Source organism: Photobacterium sp. HL06 (assembly GCF_059552575.1).
This window is the reverse complement of the sequence record NZ_CM183914.1, coordinates 2,933,280-2,950,515: the sequence shown is the minus strand read 5'-3', so window position 1 is coordinate 2,950,515 and position 17,236 is coordinate 2,933,280. Positions and strand designations below refer to the sequence as shown.

At 47.6% G+C, this 17,236-nt stretch carries 15 protein-coding genes; 4 read left to right on the top strand and 11 right to left on the bottom strand.

Features of this window, described 5'->3' with window-relative positions; all coding sequences use genetic code 11:
• Both AC51G0_RS13405 and AC51G0_RS13400 read right to left on the bottom strand, forming a co-directional pair.
• Positions 1-1,329, bottom strand: a complete 1,329-nt coding sequence (locus AC51G0_RS13405; protein ID WP_496299077.1) for a response regulator — start codon at positions 1,327-1,329, stop codon at positions 1-3.
• Positions 1,330-1,509: 180 nt separating this feature from the next.
• Positions 1,510-2,832 (bottom strand): Na+/H+ antiporter family protein, encoded by a 1,323-nt coding sequence (locus AC51G0_RS13400; protein WP_496299076.1) that lies wholly within the window; start codon positions 2,830-2,832, stop codon positions 1,510-1,512.
• Between the two features lie 303 nt (positions 2,833-3,135).
• Between AC51G0_RS13400 and AC51G0_RS13395 the strand changes: the two genes are divergently transcribed.
• Positions 3,136-3,741, top strand: a complete 606-nt coding sequence (locus AC51G0_RS13395; RefSeq protein WP_496299075.1) for a peroxiredoxin C — start codon at positions 3,136-3,138, stop codon at positions 3,739-3,741.
• Positions 3,742-3,813: 72 nt separating this feature from the next.
• On the opposite strand, the gene AC51G0_RS13390 is transcribed toward AC51G0_RS13395, so the two are convergent.
• The 3 genes from AC51G0_RS13390 to rnt all read right to left on the bottom strand — a co-directional run bounded on the left by AC51G0_RS13390 (position 3,814) and on the right by rnt (position 8,683).
• Positions 3,814-6,267, bottom strand: a complete 2,454-nt coding sequence (locus AC51G0_RS13390; protein WP_496299073.1) for a VolA/Pla-1 family phospholipase — start codon at positions 6,265-6,267, stop codon at positions 3,814-3,816.
• 50 nt (positions 6,268-6,317) lie between these two features.
• Positions 6,318-7,586: a porin gene (locus AC51G0_RS13385; RefSeq protein WP_496299072.1), complete on the bottom strand. Its 1,269-nt coding sequence runs from the start codon at positions 7,584-7,586 to the stop codon at positions 6,318-6,320.
• A 431-nt stretch (positions 7,587-8,017) separates the two neighbouring features.
• Complete coding sequence (gene rnt / locus AC51G0_RS13380) at positions 8,018-8,683, bottom strand: ribonuclease T (RefSeq protein WP_496299070.1); 666 nt, start codon at positions 8,681-8,683, stop codon at positions 8,018-8,020.
• A 148-nt stretch (positions 8,684-8,831) separates the two neighbouring features.
• On the opposite strand from rnt, the gene motY reads away from it, so the two are divergent.
• The 3 genes from motY to AC51G0_RS13365 all read left to right on the top strand — a co-directional run bounded on the left by motY (position 8,832) and on the right by AC51G0_RS13365 (position 10,780).
• Positions 8,832-9,722, top strand: coding sequence for a flagellar protein MotY (gene motY, locus AC51G0_RS13375; RefSeq protein ID WP_496299069.1), 891 nt, complete (start codon positions 8,832-8,834; stop codon positions 9,720-9,722).
• Positions 9,723-9,837: 115 nt separating this feature from the next.
• Entirely contained in the window at positions 9,838-10,149 is a 312-nt protein-coding gene (locus AC51G0_RS13370) for a hypothetical protein (RefSeq protein ID WP_496299068.1), read from the top strand.
• A gap of 298 nt (positions 10,150-10,447) precedes the next feature.
• Positions 10,448-10,780: a hypothetical protein gene (locus AC51G0_RS13365; RefSeq protein WP_496299066.1), complete on the top strand. Its 333-nt coding sequence runs from the start codon at positions 10,448-10,450 to the stop codon at positions 10,778-10,780.
• Positions 10,781-10,847: 67 nt separating this feature from the next.
• On the opposite strand, the gene gloA is transcribed toward AC51G0_RS13365, so the two are convergent.
• The 6 genes from gloA to rsxC form a co-directional block, all read right to left on the bottom strand.
• Positions 10,848-11,240, bottom strand: a complete 393-nt coding sequence (gloA, locus tag AC51G0_RS13360) for a lactoylglutathione lyase (protein WP_496299064.1) — start codon at positions 11,238-11,240, stop codon at positions 10,848-10,850.
• Between the two features lie 153 nt (positions 11,241-11,393).
• Positions 11,394-12,035 (bottom strand): endonuclease III, encoded by a 642-nt coding sequence (nth, locus tag AC51G0_RS13355; RefSeq protein ID WP_496299062.1) that lies wholly within the window; start codon positions 12,033-12,035, stop codon positions 11,394-11,396.
• Between the two features lie 122 nt (positions 12,036-12,157).
• Complete coding sequence (locus AC51G0_RS13350; protein WP_496299060.1) at positions 12,158-12,856, bottom strand: electron transport complex subunit E; 699 nt, start codon at positions 12,854-12,856, stop codon at positions 12,158-12,160.
• The gene (gene rsxG / locus AC51G0_RS13345; protein WP_496299058.1) at positions 12,853-13,488 is read right to left on the bottom strand and encodes an electron transport complex subunit RsxG; all 636 of its coding nucleotides are present in this window, start codon (positions 13,486-13,488) and stop codon (positions 12,853-12,855) included. Before rsxG ends, AC51G0_RS13350 begins: the two co-directional genes overlap by 4 nt.
• 8 nt (positions 13,489-13,496) lie before the next feature.
• Positions 13,497-14,546: an electron transport complex subunit RsxD gene (rsxD, locus tag AC51G0_RS13340; protein WP_496299056.1), complete on the bottom strand. Its 1,050-nt coding sequence runs from the start codon at positions 14,544-14,546 to the stop codon at positions 13,497-13,499.
• Between the two features lie 2 nt (positions 14,547-14,548).
• Complete coding sequence (gene rsxC, locus AC51G0_RS13335) at positions 14,549-17,236, bottom strand: electron transport complex subunit RsxC (RefSeq protein ID WP_496299055.1); 2,688 nt, start codon at positions 17,234-17,236, stop codon at positions 14,549-14,551.

The following is a 17,236-nucleotide window of genomic DNA, read 5'->3' as shown; positions in this document are numbered from 1 at the left end:
TTAGTCTGTCACCGTTAGAGATGGTTCGTTGGTATCTACCCATTCCTTCAGGGCGATAGACTGTAGCCGAGAAAGGGAGCTGGATATTGTTGCTGGTGTTATTAGACTTCCTAGCCATTGTTGTATTTGGGCAAGTGCTTCGCCTCGTCCAAGATCTCGATACCCCATGCAAATCAGGAAGCCAGTTTCAAAGTCTGTAACGTCTTTTTCAAGTATCTGATCTAATAGTTCAGAGCCTTGCTCTTTATGATCGGCATGTATAAAGCGCAGCGCTTGAAGTACTTTTTGGGAGGCTTTGGAGGTGACGTTGTTTTGGTTACCTTTGCTTATTCGGTACCACGCTGTATCTGCACGCCAACTTTTCAGGGTGTCTTTATCGGCATTGTACATGTCGGCATAAATAGCCAATCCCCGTCGGCCTGAGCTGTCCCACATGGAATAGGGGAGTAAATTGGCAACCTGCAATAGGTAGGGGATAGCTTTCTCGAAGTCACGGCTGGCAATATGCAGCCAGGCCATGTTGAGGGTTTGCTCAATGCTACTGTTATGTAATTGCAATGCGCGTTGAATCGTTTCCTCGGCGTCGGGCCACCGTTCTGCTTCAATGCAGACATCAGTCTTGAGGTTTAAAAGGCGGACATTAAACTTGTTCTCTTCAATCAATGCATTGATCTGCTGGAGTGCGGCTTGGTGTTGTTGCTTGCTCAGTAATATTTCAACCTGCTTGATCTTTGCTGGCAAGTGATTATGCAATTGAAGCAAACCCGATAGCATAGCCTGGGCTTCATCATATTGCTGGTGTTCGCAAAGTAGACTGACAATATGAAGAATACCGTTCTTGAGAGCCATGGTATCTGGCGCTGTGGCAAAGAGTGGTTTTACTTCCGCCAGGCCGTTCTTGTTGAAAGCTTGCTCGAGGCTTTGGCAAAACTCGCGCCGTAACAGACCGGAAGAGACCCGCTTGATGATGTCTTCTGAGCGGATGGGTTTGATCAGGTAACCATCGGGTTCGAGCTGGGAATAGCCCAGGAAAACATCTTGGCTGTCATTGCCGGTAACAATAAAAACCAGTGTTTGTTGCTTGAGCACATCTTTATGGCGCAAAAATTCAAGCAATTGTAACCCGGTGCTGCCTGTTCCAAGGTTATGGTCGATAAGCAGAATATCGAATTTTTGCTTGTTGCAGGCTTCTATAGCGCCCTTGGCACTGGCAGTACTTATAATGTTATTCATCGGTACCCCGAGCTTCATTAATAGAGCCCGGGTGGCACTTTGAATAATATTACTGTCGTCGATGATCAGGTAAGTGGATTGAGCAAGTATTTCCATATAGTAGCTCCATCACGAAAAACACGTATCCGTATGAATCAACTATAGTTTAGAAAATGCACGATATGAAATTTATTGATTATATTTTGCATTAACTAGCATTTGTGAATGTAATTTCGGCGAAACAATAAAAAAGACCGCTTTAGCGGTCTTTTTTAGTACAGATTTGCAGTTGTTAAACTACAGGATCATCGAGGCCAACCAGCCAAAGGCAATCAGAGGCAGGTTGTAGTGGATGAAAGTCGGCACTACCGTTTCCCAGACGTGTTCATGCTGACCGTCGGCATTCAGGCCGGCTGTTGGGCCCAAGGTTGAGTCAGAGGCTGGAGAGCCTGCATCACCCAGTGCAGCAGCGGTACCTACTAGCGCAACGGTGGCCAGTGGTGAGAAGCCGAAAGTTAGGCATAGCGGAACATAGATAGTTGCCAGAATTGGGATGGTCGAGAAAGAAGAACCAATCCCCATAGTAACTAATAGGCCGACAACCAGCATAAGAAGGGCTGCCAACGGTTTATTGTCGCCAATAACATCAGCCAGAGAGCTCACCAGGGTTTCAACCCCGCCGGTGGCTTTCATCACAGAAGCAAAACCCGCCGCGGCAATCATGATAAAACCAATCATAGCCATCATGTGAACACCTTTGGTGAACACATCGTGGGTTTCTTTCCACTTGATCACACCACCGAAGGTGAACACCATAAAACCTATCAGGCCGCCGATAATCATAGAGCCGCTATACAGCTGGGCACCTAGCGCCGCAATAATCGCACCGACAGCAATATAGACATGCTGCATGTTGATTTCAGCATGTTCTGGCTCGCTGGCTAGTATTTTCTCTTCAGAGTACTCGCGAGGCTTGCGGTAGCTAAAGAAGGTGGCAACAAGCAGGCCGAAAATCATGCCTAGGGCAGGAAGCAGCATCGCATATGGTACTTGGCCTGCAGTCACATCCAAGCCATTGTCATGCAGGTTTTTCAGCAAAATATTGTTAAGGAAAATACCGCCAAAGCCCACTGGTAGCACCATGTAAGGAGTTACCAGGCCAAAGGTCAGCACGCAGGCAATCAGGCGACGATCCAGTTTCAGTTTTGCAAACACATGCAGCAGGGGTGGGATCACAATCGGAATAAACGCGATATGAACCGGAATGGCGTTCTGAGAAGAGATGGCAAGAAGCACTAAAATGATAAGAACGGAATATTTCACACCCGTTGCAGCCGCCGCATTTTCATGACCGCTGATACGTTTGATGACTTTTTGTGCCAGTACATCTGTGATGCCCGAGCGCGAAATCGCGACGGCAAACGTACCTAGCATGGCATAGCTCAGTGCGGTCGTTGCCCCGCCACCTAAACCGCCTTCAAATGCGGAAACGGTTTCTGCCAGGGGCATCCCGCCGATAAGGCCACCTAAAATGGCACTGAAGGTAAGCGCTACAACAACATTGACCCGCATTAATGCGAGGACAAGCATGACGCATACCGAAATAACTACTGGGTTCATAAAACTAAGATCCATCCGTTGTGTTATGTCATATTTGTAAAGTTTATTATTATTTTTGGCTGTTTTGCTCAAAACCATTCAGTTTGCTGAAATTTTACGACATGTCGAGAAAAAAGTGATGCTGGTAGGGTATTTTATTTTTTCTGCCCAATGTCTCAGCCTTGTCATTACGCAGTGCCTATACTGTTCCTGCAATGAACGCTATGTATAACCGTTAGCTATAACAATATGTTAGAGCTAATTATCGAAAGCAATACAAGGCCAATTATTGTTTGGCCGGGTATTCACTAAATGGAGTTTGTTATGAGTGTACTAGTTGGTCGTCCTGCCCCTGACTTTACTGCTGCGGCAGTACTTGGCAATGGTGAGATTGTTGATCAGTTTAATTTGAAACAGCAGATCCAGGGAAAAGCCGCCGTTATCTTCTTTTATCCGTTGGATTTTACTTTTGTATGCCCCTCAGAGCTGATCGCTTTTGACAAGCGTTTTGCCGATTTCCAAGCCAAAGGGGTGGAAGTGATCGGGGTATCTATCGATTCACAGTTCTCTCATAACGCATGGCGTAATACCGCGGTTGATGATGGCGGTATTGGTCCGGTCCAGTATCCATTGATTGCCGATACGAAACATGAAATTTGCCAGGCTTATGATGTCGAACACCCTGAAGCTGGCGTGGCGTTCCGTGGCTCGTTCTTGATTGACAAAGAAGGTGTGGTTCGCCACCAGGTGGTTAATGATCTGCCTCTAGGCCGTAATATCGATGAGATGCTGCGAATGGTAGATGCATTGCAGTTCCACGAAAAGAACGGTGAAGTGTGCCCGGCACAGTGGGAAAAAGGTAAAGAAGGGATGGATGCCTCTCCGGAAGGGGTGGCTAAGTACCTGTCTGCGCATACCGATGATTTGTAATTTGTTTTCAGTTAATTTGATAAAAGAAAGGCTAGCCTCCCGGCTAGCCTTTCTTATTAAATGCTCTGATAGTTATTGAATCAAGGTTGGATCCGAAACAGTGATACTCTGACCTTGAGTTGCAGTGAAAGTAGCAATTTGCGTTTGGATACTAACTGTCGTCGGTAGGTCCGAGTTGTCGCTTTTTTGTGGTGCGATAGCAGAACTATGGCTCGCTTCTGATAATGTGTTGAAGCGTGCCACATGATTGATTTGATTATCAACATTACTATCGTAGCCAGTTAGATCGCTCAAACCTAGCTGTTTAATCAGAGGCTCAGTACCACCCATAACGCTGAAAGTGGTAGTTTGATTCGGTACCACCTGATCATCAAATGCTTGCATCAGATATACCGGTCCTTCAACACCAGATGCCAAGTTATACGGATCGACAGTGTCCATTACTGTTTGTGCCGCATAGGCAAAGGTACTGAATACACCATTAATTTCGGCTTGTGTTGCTGAATCCAAGCTATTGAAAAAATTGGTGAAACATGTTGAGCCAATTAATGCAGAACCACAAACTGATTCGTAGGTAGCATCACCCGAACCTAGCATTAGTGAGTGCTTGATAGTTGGGCCAAATGCTGCTGACTCTAATAGCAGAGATGGGATACCACCGCCCGGATTGGCGAAGGCACCAGAGCTGAACGTAAACAATGCATCTGCTTCGGCTGAGCCTAAGGTCTTATTAGCCAAGCCATAGGTGCCAATACCTGTGATTGCCCCCATTGAGTGGCCGAAGAAACTGACTTTTGCAATGTCAATCTTGTTAAGTACAGGGTGCGCAGAGCCTTTCATGATGGTCAGTGAGGTACGTACACCCAGATCGTCGATAATGCTTTGGCGAATGTTATCTCGGCCCACATTGAGATACTCCAGGTTCATATATACATCAGGAGTTGTCATCGTGGTTACTGTACCATCAGTCAGTGCTCGCTCACCATGCAGTGGATGGTCGATGGCAATCACAGCAGAAGGGGTCTGACCAGCTTGTACTGCCATGCCCATATGGTTGGCAGCAAATAGATAAGAGGTTTCCTTAACTGATGTAATACCATGCTGGTAGATCATCGCACCTGGGGTCGAGGCGACATTGCTTTCAGGCATAAATATCAGTACTGGTACTTTGGCAACTGATTTGATCTTTGGTAACGGGCTGTACTTGGTGATTAGGCGTTCTGAGTCAAGTTGGCTCCCATTGGCCATTTTGCCTTCAAGTCCGATCAGGTCAAACATTTCTGTGGTATCGCCGGTCAATAGCTTGGCAATATCAACGCCCGGTAGGGACTGTGCCAGTGCTGCTTTGTCAGCATCGGAGCCATTTTTCATCACATTGCTGATTTTTGCTAGGCTAGGAACAGCACTCTCCCACGGTGTTTTTTTCCATGCTTCATCGGTCGTATCGTCGCTGAGGAAGTAAGGCAGGTTCACGGTGCCTTTATAAACAGTAATTTTGAATGGTAAATTAGCATAAGCCTGTTTTAGTGCAGCTTTTGATAGTGAGCCATCCGGGTCAGCAACGCTTTTCACAACATTGGTTAAGATCAGATCAGCATCAATGGCATCTGCTAAATCAACACCTTCTAAATCAACACCAGTCACTGGAAGATCTATCGAATACAGTTTGCTTAAATCAAGACCGTTCGGATTTGATTCACCTTTCCAGATGAGGTCTGGTGTACCGCCCGCTTTTACTGCTTCGATAGTTTTCGCAATCACCGCCTTGGTGATGCTGAGCGAACTACCCACGGAAGCAGTTGTAAACCAGCTTGAGAATATAATGCTGTCAGCATTTACACCTGTAGTGCTAAGTTGCTTTTCTGATGCATGAACGATTGTCTGGGCGGGAATAAGCGCTTCTGATGGTGGTGTGGATGTTGACTTTAACACTGCATAAGAACCTGTCATTCCCACACTGTTGCCTTTTACATCTTTCAGATCATCAGTGATAGCAAACATATAGTTGCTGGCGGGCTTCAATGGTTTTTGTAGAACAACAGTAAGCGTTGTACCTGATGCAGAAACCGTAAAGTCGCCATTAGCCGCGGTTAATTGCTTAGGTGTTACTGTAGATGTACCAGCTGTTGGATCATTAGATTCAATCAGGTAGAAGCCTTTTGCTGCAGTATCTGAATCTAAATTGTTACCTATAAACTCGATACTAATTGGTTGAGTCGTACTCCAGCCATCGGTTTTGCCCATAGCCGTTAGAGGGTCTTGGAGGTTAGTTGAGTATTTATCACTGCCAATACTTCCCTCAACACTCAAAGTACCATCGGTAGAATCCATTGCCAGGAACGTTGGGGTAACTATGACTGGGTTGTCGGAATCCGAAATAATGTCAAACTTGATTTTTGTTTCCGCTTTTAAACTCTTTTCAATGGTTGGATCAATCGTAGGATTGCCGGAGAGTCCTTTTTCGTCACCACAACCGTACAAGCCAATGCTTGATGCAATAAGCACCGCTAAGATATTCTTTTTCATACTAAATCCCTACCTTTCAAATCATATTGCAGACTGAAGGTGCTGCTGAATTATAAAAATTTGTAATTGATTTGTGCGGCACTGATGTAGGCACCACCTGTAGACGTAAAGGTACCGCCATCTTCTTCGAAGGTGCTCGTTTTACTGTCTATATAGGTCAGACCAAGGTCAAACGACATGCCTGGGCTGTAGGTATAGGTGAGGCCTGCTGAGTACCAGTAGCGATCAGTGTCAGGGATACTTAAGGTGGCCTTGCCTGCCTGCTCATCAAAGGCAAAACCAGCCCGGAAGGTCCATTCTGGATTTAGGGTATAGGTTGCTCCAAGGGAGTAACGAGAGTTATCGTCATAATCCTCGTCTTTCAGGAGGCAGACGCCAGCTTGGCCGTCATAGCCAGGGGTACATTGGTCACCGGTACCACGAAGCTCTTCAAACTTGCTGTATTGAATCCACTGAATACCATAGTGAACTGCCCACTGGCTATTTAGCTCGTGATAGGCAGAGAATTCTGCAATGGCTGGTAGCACGACAGAGAGAGAGCCGGGAACGGTATTATTCGGTGTTCCAGTGATTTGGCCGGTGTAATCGGTGAAGTCGCCATCAAAGTCCAGGTCAACTTGCGAACGATAGCTCAGGCCAAAACGGTTGCTGTCGTTGATTTCATAGAGTGCGCCAATGTTCCAGCCCCAGCCTGTGGTATCCCCTTCCATCTTGATGGTGCTACCACTTGCCTCGCTTCCCGCTGGTTCACCCAGACTCCCTAGAAAGCGAGTCAGTTCAGCATCGCCGTAGACGAGGCTGAAACCACCACCAATGCTGAAGTGTTCATTGATGCGATAGGCGATATTGGGATTAAAGTTGAATGTTACCAGCGAGGTTTCACCAGCCGAGGAGCCTGCATTAAAATCTGCCGGGTACTCAGTGGCAACGCCATAACTGGAAAAAAGTGCCAGCCCAACAGCAACACGATCGTTGATAGGGTGAATGTAATAAGCCGCGGGAACAATAGCTAATGGAGCGACATCATGTGCCGTCTGACCTATGTCATTTTCTTCTGATTTGAAAGTACTATCGTGAATATCTATATCTGGGTCGACAAGACTTATTGCACCAGAAAACTCTGCTGTTTTGAAAAGGGTCATTGCTGCGGGATTACGTGACAGTACGGCGGCATTATCTGCAACCGCAGCTTCACCGGAGAACGCTCTACCTAAGCCAGACGCAGAATGTTCGTTTACCTGAAAGCCAGCTGCATTGGCATTAATTGACATTAATGCTGCCGCAACGGCCACGGCGGTTAGTGTTATTTTTTTGGACATTATTATTTTTGCCTCTCTGATTCTTTGCTTCTTGTTCTTCATTCCGTGAAGGAAAAAGATATATGAGTACGGTTTCATTAAGCGTCAGATAAAACAGAGCCTATGCATAAGCATTCAGAACAAGGCATGTTGCTCTGGCATAGCGACTAAATATCAATATGACATGAAGTGATTATGCATGCTTTGGCAGTCTTCCATAGAATCAATCTGAAGCAATATGAAACAGTATTAGGCAGTATAAGGATGAAAATATGAAATGTTAACCCACGTGTAACACGTTGTTTTTGTTGCATATGGCTAATTGAACGGTATTTAATTAATTCGTGTTTAAAACGTGCGTTTAAAATTAACTGGGCGTTTGAAAAGATGATTCTAAAAGCCCAGAAACACTGGGCTCATAGGAGGTCTGATGAGTTTTGGGTGTTTAATTTTTAAGACACTTCACTTTCTTCTGTTTGAGGGGCTAAAAGTGGCCAGCCACCTAATTTCTTCCATTTGTTAACAATCTCACAAAATAGTTCAGCCGTTCTTTCGGTATCGTAGAGTGCAGAGTGGGCTTCTTTGTTATCAAACGCGATACCAGCGGTGCTACAGGCTTTTGCCAAAACGGTTTGGCCGAACGCCAGGCCACTTAGTGCAGCAGTATCGAATGTCGCAAATGGATGGAATGGGTTGCGCTTTAGCCTGGCTCGCTCAGAAGCGGCCATTACGAAACTGTGGTCAAAATTAGCGTTGTGGGCAACCATGATGGCGCGTGAACAGCCTGCTGCTTTTTGTTCTTTGCGGATTTGTTTGTAGATTTCTTTTAGTGCTGTTTCTTCAGAAACGGCACCACGAAGTTGGCTGAACGGATCACGGATCCCGTTGAACTCCAATGCTTCTTTATGAATCACTGCGCCTTCAAATGGCGTAACATGATAATGGATCGTAGTAGCGGGTTTTAGCCAGCCATCTTCATCCATCTGCAGGGTGACAGCACAGATCTCGAGCAGAGCATCGGTTTTAGCATTAAAGCCTGCTGTTTCAACATCAATGACGACGGGAAAGTAGCCGCGAAAGCGACTTTTTAAGGTGTTTAGTTCGTTATCTTGGCTCATAACACTGCGGCTGATAAAAATGAAGAGGGCATTATGTCAGATTCATAACTGGAGCTAAACCTTAAATACCAATGGCGCAGGAGGCTAAAGATTTTTCTGTAAGATCCGATACAATAGGCAGCATCACGATTGAGCTGGTAACAAGATTATGGGCAACAAAACAACATCATTATGCCTGACGGCATCATTGCTGGTGGCTGCGGCGGCAAGCAGCCCGGTAATGGCAAGCAAGCAATATGTGGCCACGCCAGCGCAATCAAGCTGGAAAGTCGCCGTCGATACGCCGCTGGAATGCCGTATGCTTCATACCATCCCTAATTATGGTGAAGCGCAGTTTATTTCCCGGGCAAGCAAGAAAATCAACCTTGATTTCGAGCTTAAAATGCGCCGCCCCATGGGGGAAACCCGCAATGTTAGTTTAGTGTCTATGCCTCCTCGCTGGATGCCGGGTGATGCGGCTGAGCCGATCACCAAAATTACGTTCTTCAAACAGTTTGATGGTTATATTGGTGGGCAAATGGCTTGGGCGATGCTGACAGAGCTCGAAAGTGGGCGCTATCCGACGCTGAGTTACCAGGACTGGCAGCACCGTAATAAGCTGATCGAAGTCGGGTTATCTGCCGTTTCATTCCAGGCTCCTTACCAGCAATTTAGCCAATGTTTGGACAACTTACTGCCATACAGTTTTGATGATATCGCCTTTACGGTACTGCATTATGATCAAGATAGTGACGAACTGAATAAAGCATCGCGCCAGCGCCTGGCCCAGATTTCCGATTTTGTCCGCTACAGTGATGATGTGGATCTAGTGCTTGTGGCGACATATACCGACTCCCGAGGGGGAAAAAACGTTAACCAGGCGTTGTCAGAGCGCCGGGCAAGGAAACTGGAAGAGTACTTCATGGCAATGGGGCTGCCGAAAAACCGCATTCAGGTAGAGGCTTACGGTAAGCGTCGTCCAATTGCCGATAACTCAACCCCTATCGGACGTAACCAGAACCGACGGGTTGTTATTTCGTTGGGTCGAACGATTATTTAGAGCCTAAGGAAGGCTTCCCGCTTCTCATATTTGACCTTTTGTCTTATTTTTGACGCTAGAGCGATTTTTAAAGCGGCTACAGTAAAATTGAGCGATTAAGAAAGAGTATTTCACTATGAAAAATCTTCTTCTCATTTTATTGTTCGCCGCAGGTTCGGCGTTTGCGTCTAATGAATATGCTATGCCTGATGCGAGTGAAGGTGGATCTTTACAGGTGACACGATCCCAGGCTGAGAATATGGGCCTCAATAAAGCTGACTATTATGTGGTTTACAGTACCGAAGATATGGCCCGGCTCGATGATCAAATAGCTAAAAGACTAAAGTATCGTACACCTGCTTATTATTCGGTGGTGTATATCGTTCCTCGAAGTGATGATAATAATTACCAGGCGATTGTGACCGAATATTTCGCGAAGGTGAAATAGTGAAGAGGGCGAGATACTGTTTGTATCTCGCTTCTATTGCCACCCCTGGTTTTAGTTCTGAGTCAGTTCTGAGTCAATTTCGAGATCAGTGAAGGCGGAACTTGGCGATTAGTTCGCACTGGTTACTGATGTTGATATGCTCGACTTGCCGCCAATCGACAACATGCCACCAGGCCATCAACCCTGAATTTTATGGTGCTACTCGGCATTCTTACTTTTGTTACTGAAGCAACTACCGGAAAGACTAAATTGAGATGGGTAGATAGAAAAAGCCATACTAATAAGAAGGGCGGTGGTTATGAAAAAGCTTCTGTTGATACTAATGTTCAGTGCGGGCTTGGTTGTTGCTGATGATTCGGTGATAGATAGTGAGGCCACGAAAGTAAAGGAAGAGTTGGCCAGTGAGGTTGCGGCGAAGCAGATCTCGCTAGAGCAAGCTGATGAAATGGAGCTTAATCGAGCTGATACCTATGAAGTGACCAGTACGGTGAGTGTCGAAAACCTTGAGCTGCAAATTGCTGAGAAGTTGAAAGATAGCGTAATGCCTTTCTATTCGATTGAATTTAATGATCCCATTAAAGACAATGAATATCGCGCTACTGTAACGGAGTACTTCGGTAAAGTGGAGTAGATGTTATTGACTTGATTAAAGCAAAGCCTGTTAGGACAGGCTTTGCTTTCCGTTTGATTGGCTCTAGTTAACTGCGTTGGATTAGCTCGATTTTGTAGCCATCCGGATCGGTGACAAATGCAATATGTGTTTTCCCGCCTTTTACCGGCCCAGGTTCACGGGTGACATTGCCACCGGCTGCTTTAATGGCATCGCAGGTTGTATAGATGTCTGCAACACCAATGGCGATGTGGCCAAAAGCATCTCCCATTTCATACTTTGTTGTTCCCCAGTTATAGGTCAGCTCGATGACGGCACCTTCTGATTCATCGCCGTAGCCGACAAAAGCAAGAGTATATTGATAGGCTTCATTATCATGCTTTCGCAGTAGCTGCATGCCCATAATGTCGGTGTAAAACTGAATGGAGCGATCAAGATCGCCCACGCGTAACATAGTATGAAGAATGCGTCCGTTTGCCATAGTGCCTCCGGTGTTGTGTCATTTTGAATAAACGATAGGATAGGTGTCGAAAGTTAAAATAGGAAATTATTACTCATCATAACTTTGATAAATATCTGTTATTCACCAGTAATTAAAAAGGCCACCGATATCGATGGCCCCGGTTAATTGATGCTACTCGTCTGGGTAAACTTTGTCTTTGAATTCACAAAGATCTTCAATAATGCAGCTGCCACAACGGGGCTTGCGGGCGACGCAGGTATAGCGGCCGTGCAAGATCAGCCAATGGTGCACATCGACCTTGAATTCTTTAGGGACGACCTTCAGTAGCTTCTGCTCGACCTGATCAACATTCTTGCCCATTGCGAACTTGGTTCGGTTTGATACGCGGTAGATATGGGTATCGACAGCAATGGTTGGCCAGCCGAAGGCCGTGTTGAGAACCACATTTGCCGTTTTGCGGCCAACGCCTGGAAGTGCTTCTAGGGCTTCGCGGCTCTCAGGTACTTCACCACCGTGCTGTTCCAGTAGGATTTTGCAGGTTTTGATGACGTTCTCAGCCTTGGAATTAAACAGGCCGATGGTTTTGATATATCCCTTAACCCCATCGACACCCAGGTCGAACATTGCCTGTGGTGTATTGGCTGCCGGATAGAGCTTATCGGTGGCTTTGTTGACACTGACATCGGTTGCCTGGGCAGAAAGAAGCACCGCGATAAGCAGCTCGAAAGGTGAGCTCCAGTTCAGTTCGGTTTCCGGGTGGGGGGTTTCTGCCCGTAGGCGCTCAAGGATCTGAACGCGTTTTTCATTGTTCATGTTTGCTTCCTAACACAATTTCTGGCTGATCCCGCAGCTAGTCATCAATCTGGTGTAGGGCCAGATACAGGTTGAGCGGCCTGTTAGGTGATAAGGCTAAGCTGCGGTTTATTATCTTGTTGTTAATTGGCAGAGGTTACCCGGGCACGTTCAATCGTCGGCTTGGCTTCTGCATCAGCAATTTTCTGCTCGCGTTTTTTATCAATGACATTCTTCAGTGCAATGATGAAGCCCACGCCGATAAAGGCACCTGGCGGTAACATTGCGAGCAAGAAGTTGCTGTCGAAGCTGAAGACTTCAATTCGCAGTGATGCTGCCCAGTCTCCTAGCAGGCGATCGGCGCCATCGAATAAGGTGCCGTTGCCAAGGATTTCACGCATCGCGCCAAGTACGACCAGCGCTGAGGTCATTCCCATTCCCATCCACAGACCATCAAGCACTGCAGGGATAGGTTCGTTCTTGGAGGCGAACGATTCTGCACGGCCAATGATAATACAGTTGGTAACGATCAGTGGAATAAAGATCCCCAATGATTGATACAGCCCATAAGTGAAGGCATTCATCAATAACTGGACACAGGTTACCAATGCCGCAATTATCATTACGAAAACCGGAATACGGACTTCAGACGGCACCCATTGGCGCACCAGTGAAACGATCAGGTTTGAGCCAACCAATACCGCAGTGGTTGCGAGCCCAAGGCCGAGGGCATTGGTTATTGTTGCTGAAACCGCTAATAGGGGGCACAGCCCCAGTAGTTGAACGATGGCTGGGTTGTTGTTCCACAGGCCATTCTTCATCAATTCTTTATTCATGCTCATGAGTTGCCCTGACAATCCAGAGGTTGATTAAACAGTTCCTGTTGGTGGCGCTGGTAGTAAAGTGAGACATTTTTGACAGCACCTACAACAGCACGGGGGGTAATGGTTGCCCCTGTAAATTGGTCAAAGTTGCCACCGTCTTTGCGTACCGCCCAGTTGGCATCTTTTTCACCTTGAAGCTTTTTGCCGGTAAAACTGTAAATCCAGTCGGTGATCCGGGTATCAATTTTATCACCAAGCCCTGGTGTTTCATTGTGGCTTAGCACACGTACACCAGTGACAGCCCCTGAAGTATCGAGGCCTACAATAAGTTTAATCGCTCCGTTGTAACCATCAGGAGCAATAGCTTCAATTGCAACTCCCGAGATTTCACCTTCTTTCTCTGCCAGATAGGCAGGCATCGGTGCTGGAGTCCCAAGATATTGCTCATTAGTAATAAGCGTGCAGCTTTTGTATAGCTCGTTATCATGGCTCTCGGCCGGAATAACTTGGTTCAGCACTTTAAGCAGTTCTTTTTGTTGCTGCTCTTGAATCTTTCCAGCAGTCAGCAAATGGGTAACAGAGACTAGCAGTGTCGCCAGCAGGGCAAACACTGCCAGTACACCGCCGTTTTTCTTCATTGCAATCAGCATGCTTGTTCCTATAAGTGGCCGTAAGTACGTGGGCGCGTGTAATAGTCGATCAGGGGTACACACATGTTTGCCAGCAATACGCCGAACGCGACACCGTCAGGGAAGCCGCCCCATGTTCGGATCAAGTAGACTAGCAAGCCAATCAATGCACCAAAAACAAGTCGGCCTTTAACTGTTGTTGAGGCTGATACCGGATCGGTTGCAATAAAGAATGCCCCTAGCATGGTAGCACCAGAGAACAAGTGAATGATCGGCGAAGCCGTGCCATCCGGGTTGAACAGGAAGGCAACGGTACTGATCACAAATAGCGTCCCCAGCATACCTGCCGGAATTTGCCACTGAATAATGCGCATTTTCAACAGTGCTAGGCCTCCGAGTAGGAAGCCAATGTTAACCCACTCCCAGCCGACACCAGCAATTGAACCGAAGATTGGGCTTGTCAACGTTTCGGTAGTGGTGTGGCCAGTCGTTAATGATGTTTTCAATGTATCTAGCGGGGTCGCCATGGTAATGCCATCTACGGACATGCGTAGTTGGTGGACACTGAAGCCATCTTGGGTAAAGCCAGTGAACACCGCATAAAGGCTATCAAGCAGTGAAACTGGCTCGGCGCTGAGTGAGGATGGCGGCAGCCAAGTCGTCATTTGTACCGGGAATGAGATCAGTAAGACCACATAGGCAACCATCGCCGGATTGAATAGATTCTGTCCTAGGCCGCCATATAAGTGTTTGGCGACGATAATCGCAAAGACAACCCCGATCACGGTGATCCACCAAGGGGCTAGTGGCGGAATCGAAATCCCCAGCAGTACACCGGTAAGAAGCGCACTGTTATCACGAAGATACGGGAGGGCTGGTCGTTGGCGTAATTTCAAAATAACCGCTTCAGAAGCGATAGCCACAATCGATGCCAGCAGAACCTGGATCAGAACACCCCAGCCAAAGAAGAACCATTGGGCGGCGACACCTAAGGCCGAGCAGATAATCACTGTTCGCATAATATCGCTGGTACTGCGTCGACTATGTGTGTGGGGTGAACTGGCAATATTAAAAGCCACGGTTAGTTTTCCTCGTTATTCTGTTGTGCATCTTTTGCTGCTTGTTGAGCAGCCTTGCGAGCCTTGGCGCGGGCAACGGCAGCAGCAACTGCGGCTTTTTTCGGATCGATGTCTTCTTCAGCATCTGCGTTGGTTGACTCGTCTTGGGCCTGCTCGGCTTCTTTTTCTGCTTTACGGGCTTTCGCACGGGCAACGGCAGCAGCAACTGCGGCTTTTTTCGGATCGATGTCTTCTTCAGCATCGGCGTTAGTAGACTCGTCCTGGGTCTGCTCGGCTTCTTGTGCTGCTTTGCGGGCTTTCGCGCGGGCAACGGCAGCAGCAACTGCGGCTTTTTTCGGATCTATGTCTTCTTCAGCATCGGCGCTAGTTGACTCGTCCTGGGCCTGCTCGGCTTCTTTTGCTGCTTTACGGGCTTTCGCACGGGCAACGGCAGCAGCGACAGCGGCTTTTTTCGGATCGATGTCCTCTTCAGCATCGGCGCTAGTTGACTCGTCCTGGGCCTGCTCGGCTTCTTTTGCTGCTTTACGGGCTTTCGCACGGGCAACGGCAGCAGCAACGGCGGCTTTTTTCGGATCGATGTCTTCTTCAGCATCGGCGTTAGTAGACTCGTCTTGGGCCTGCTCGGCTTCTTTTGCTGCTTTACGGGCTTTCGCACGGGCAACGGCAGCAGCAACGGCGGCTTTTTTCGGATCGATGTCTTCTTCAGCATCGGCGTTAGTAGACTCGTCCTGGGTCTGCTCGGCTTCTTTTGCTGCTTTGCGGGCTTTCGCACGGGCAACGGCAGCAGCTACAGCGGATTTTTTCGGATCGATATCTTCTGCAACATCGGCGTTAGTTGGCTCGCCCTGGGCCTGTTCGGCTTCTTGTGCTGCTTTGCGGGCTTTCGCACGGGCTATGGCCGCGGCGACTGCATCTTTTTTCGCTTCACCGGTATCGCTTTGCTTTGTCGCAGCGGTTGAATCTTCTGCTTGCTTGGCGGCTTTACGCTCACGAGCCTGACGTTTGCGCTCTTCGCGAAGTCTTGCCATTTCAGTGTTATCAGGTACCGACTCTTGGCTGGTACCGGATTGGGCTGCCGCTTGCTTGGCTTTTGCCCGGGCAATTGCCGCTGCGACTGCTGGCTTTTTGCTTGTTTCGGCACCTGAGCTTGCCGCTGCTTGCTTGGCTTTAACGCGTGCAATAGCAGCCGCCACAGCATCGTCGTCCCCCGAAGATGCCATTTCTTTGCGGCGATCATCGGCGGCTTTCTTGAAGCGATTCTCACGCTCGGCCTTGTCTCGCTCAAGACGTGCTTTTTTCGCTTCGAAACGCTGTTTGGCACGTTCTGCATTTATTTCGTCTTGCCTGCGGGTGCGAATTTCAGCTTTGGCCTGGCGGTAATATTGAACTAGCGGGATTTCACTTGGGCAGACATAGGCACAGGCTCCGCATTCAATGCAGTCAAACAGGTTGTATTCATCACACTTGGCATAGTCCTGATCTTTCGCATACCACTGTAGCTGCTGTGGCAACAATGAAACAGGACAGGCTTCGGCGCATGCTGTACAACGAATGCAAGACATCTCATAGTTGGTTGACGAAATTTCTTTACGTGTTGGTGCCAGAATACAGTTGGCGATCTTGGTGATCGGAACGTCGCAGTGGGGGAGGGTAAAGCCCATCATCGGGCCACCCATAATAACACGAGGTCTTTTTTTATCGGCTTTATAGCCGAAACGTTCAAGCAGGAAGTTTACTGGTGTGCCCAGTAATGCCCAGGCGTTGCCAGGCTGTTTGAAAGTTTGGCCGGTGACGGTAACTACTCGCTGGATCAGGGGTTCGCCGTTAACCACGGCACGTTTGATAGCGTGGGTGGTACCAACATTGTGCATCATAATGCCAATATCAGCAGGTATGCCTTTCGCCGGAACTTCTTTACCCGTCAACACCTTTATTAACTGCTTTTCACCACCTGATGGGTACTTGGTGGGAATGGCTCGAATAATAATTCTGTCTTGCTCGTCGACACAGCGCTGCAAGGCTTCAATGGCTTCTGGTTTGTTATCTTCAATACCAATGACGGTAAGTTCAGGTGCGAGGATATGGTTCAGGATACGGATTCCGTCAACCACTTCAGTGGCATAATCCTGCATTAAACGGTCATCGGCCGTAATATATGGCTCACATTCTGCGGCATTGATGATAAGGATTTCAGTTTTACCTAGCCCGCTTTGTAGCTTTCGCCCTGTGGGGAAGCCGGCACCTCCCATACCCGAGATCCCGTTTAGGCGGATATGATCAATGAGATCAGTAGGATCGGAATTTAGATAGTCTGCAACGGGATTTTTCTCACCCCAAAGATCTTCACCATCTGCTTCTAGAATAATGCATAGATCAGCAAGGCCGGAAGGGTGGGCAATAGTACGTGGTTCAATCGCTTTAATCGTACCGGATGTCGGGGCATGTACAGGAACGCACATCGGTACATCGGCATGCGTAAGCACCTGGCCTTTTTTCACTTTATCGCCAACTGAAACTAACACATCGCCGACAGCGCCAATGTGTTGTTTAAGCGGCAGTATGAGTTCACTCGGGATCTTGGCTTCTGCAATCTCTGAGTGATTGGACAGATTTTTCTGTTCTGGTGGATGGATACCACCCGGGAAGTCCCACAGCTGGCCCTGTTTTATTTGTTCGATAATAGACAGCAT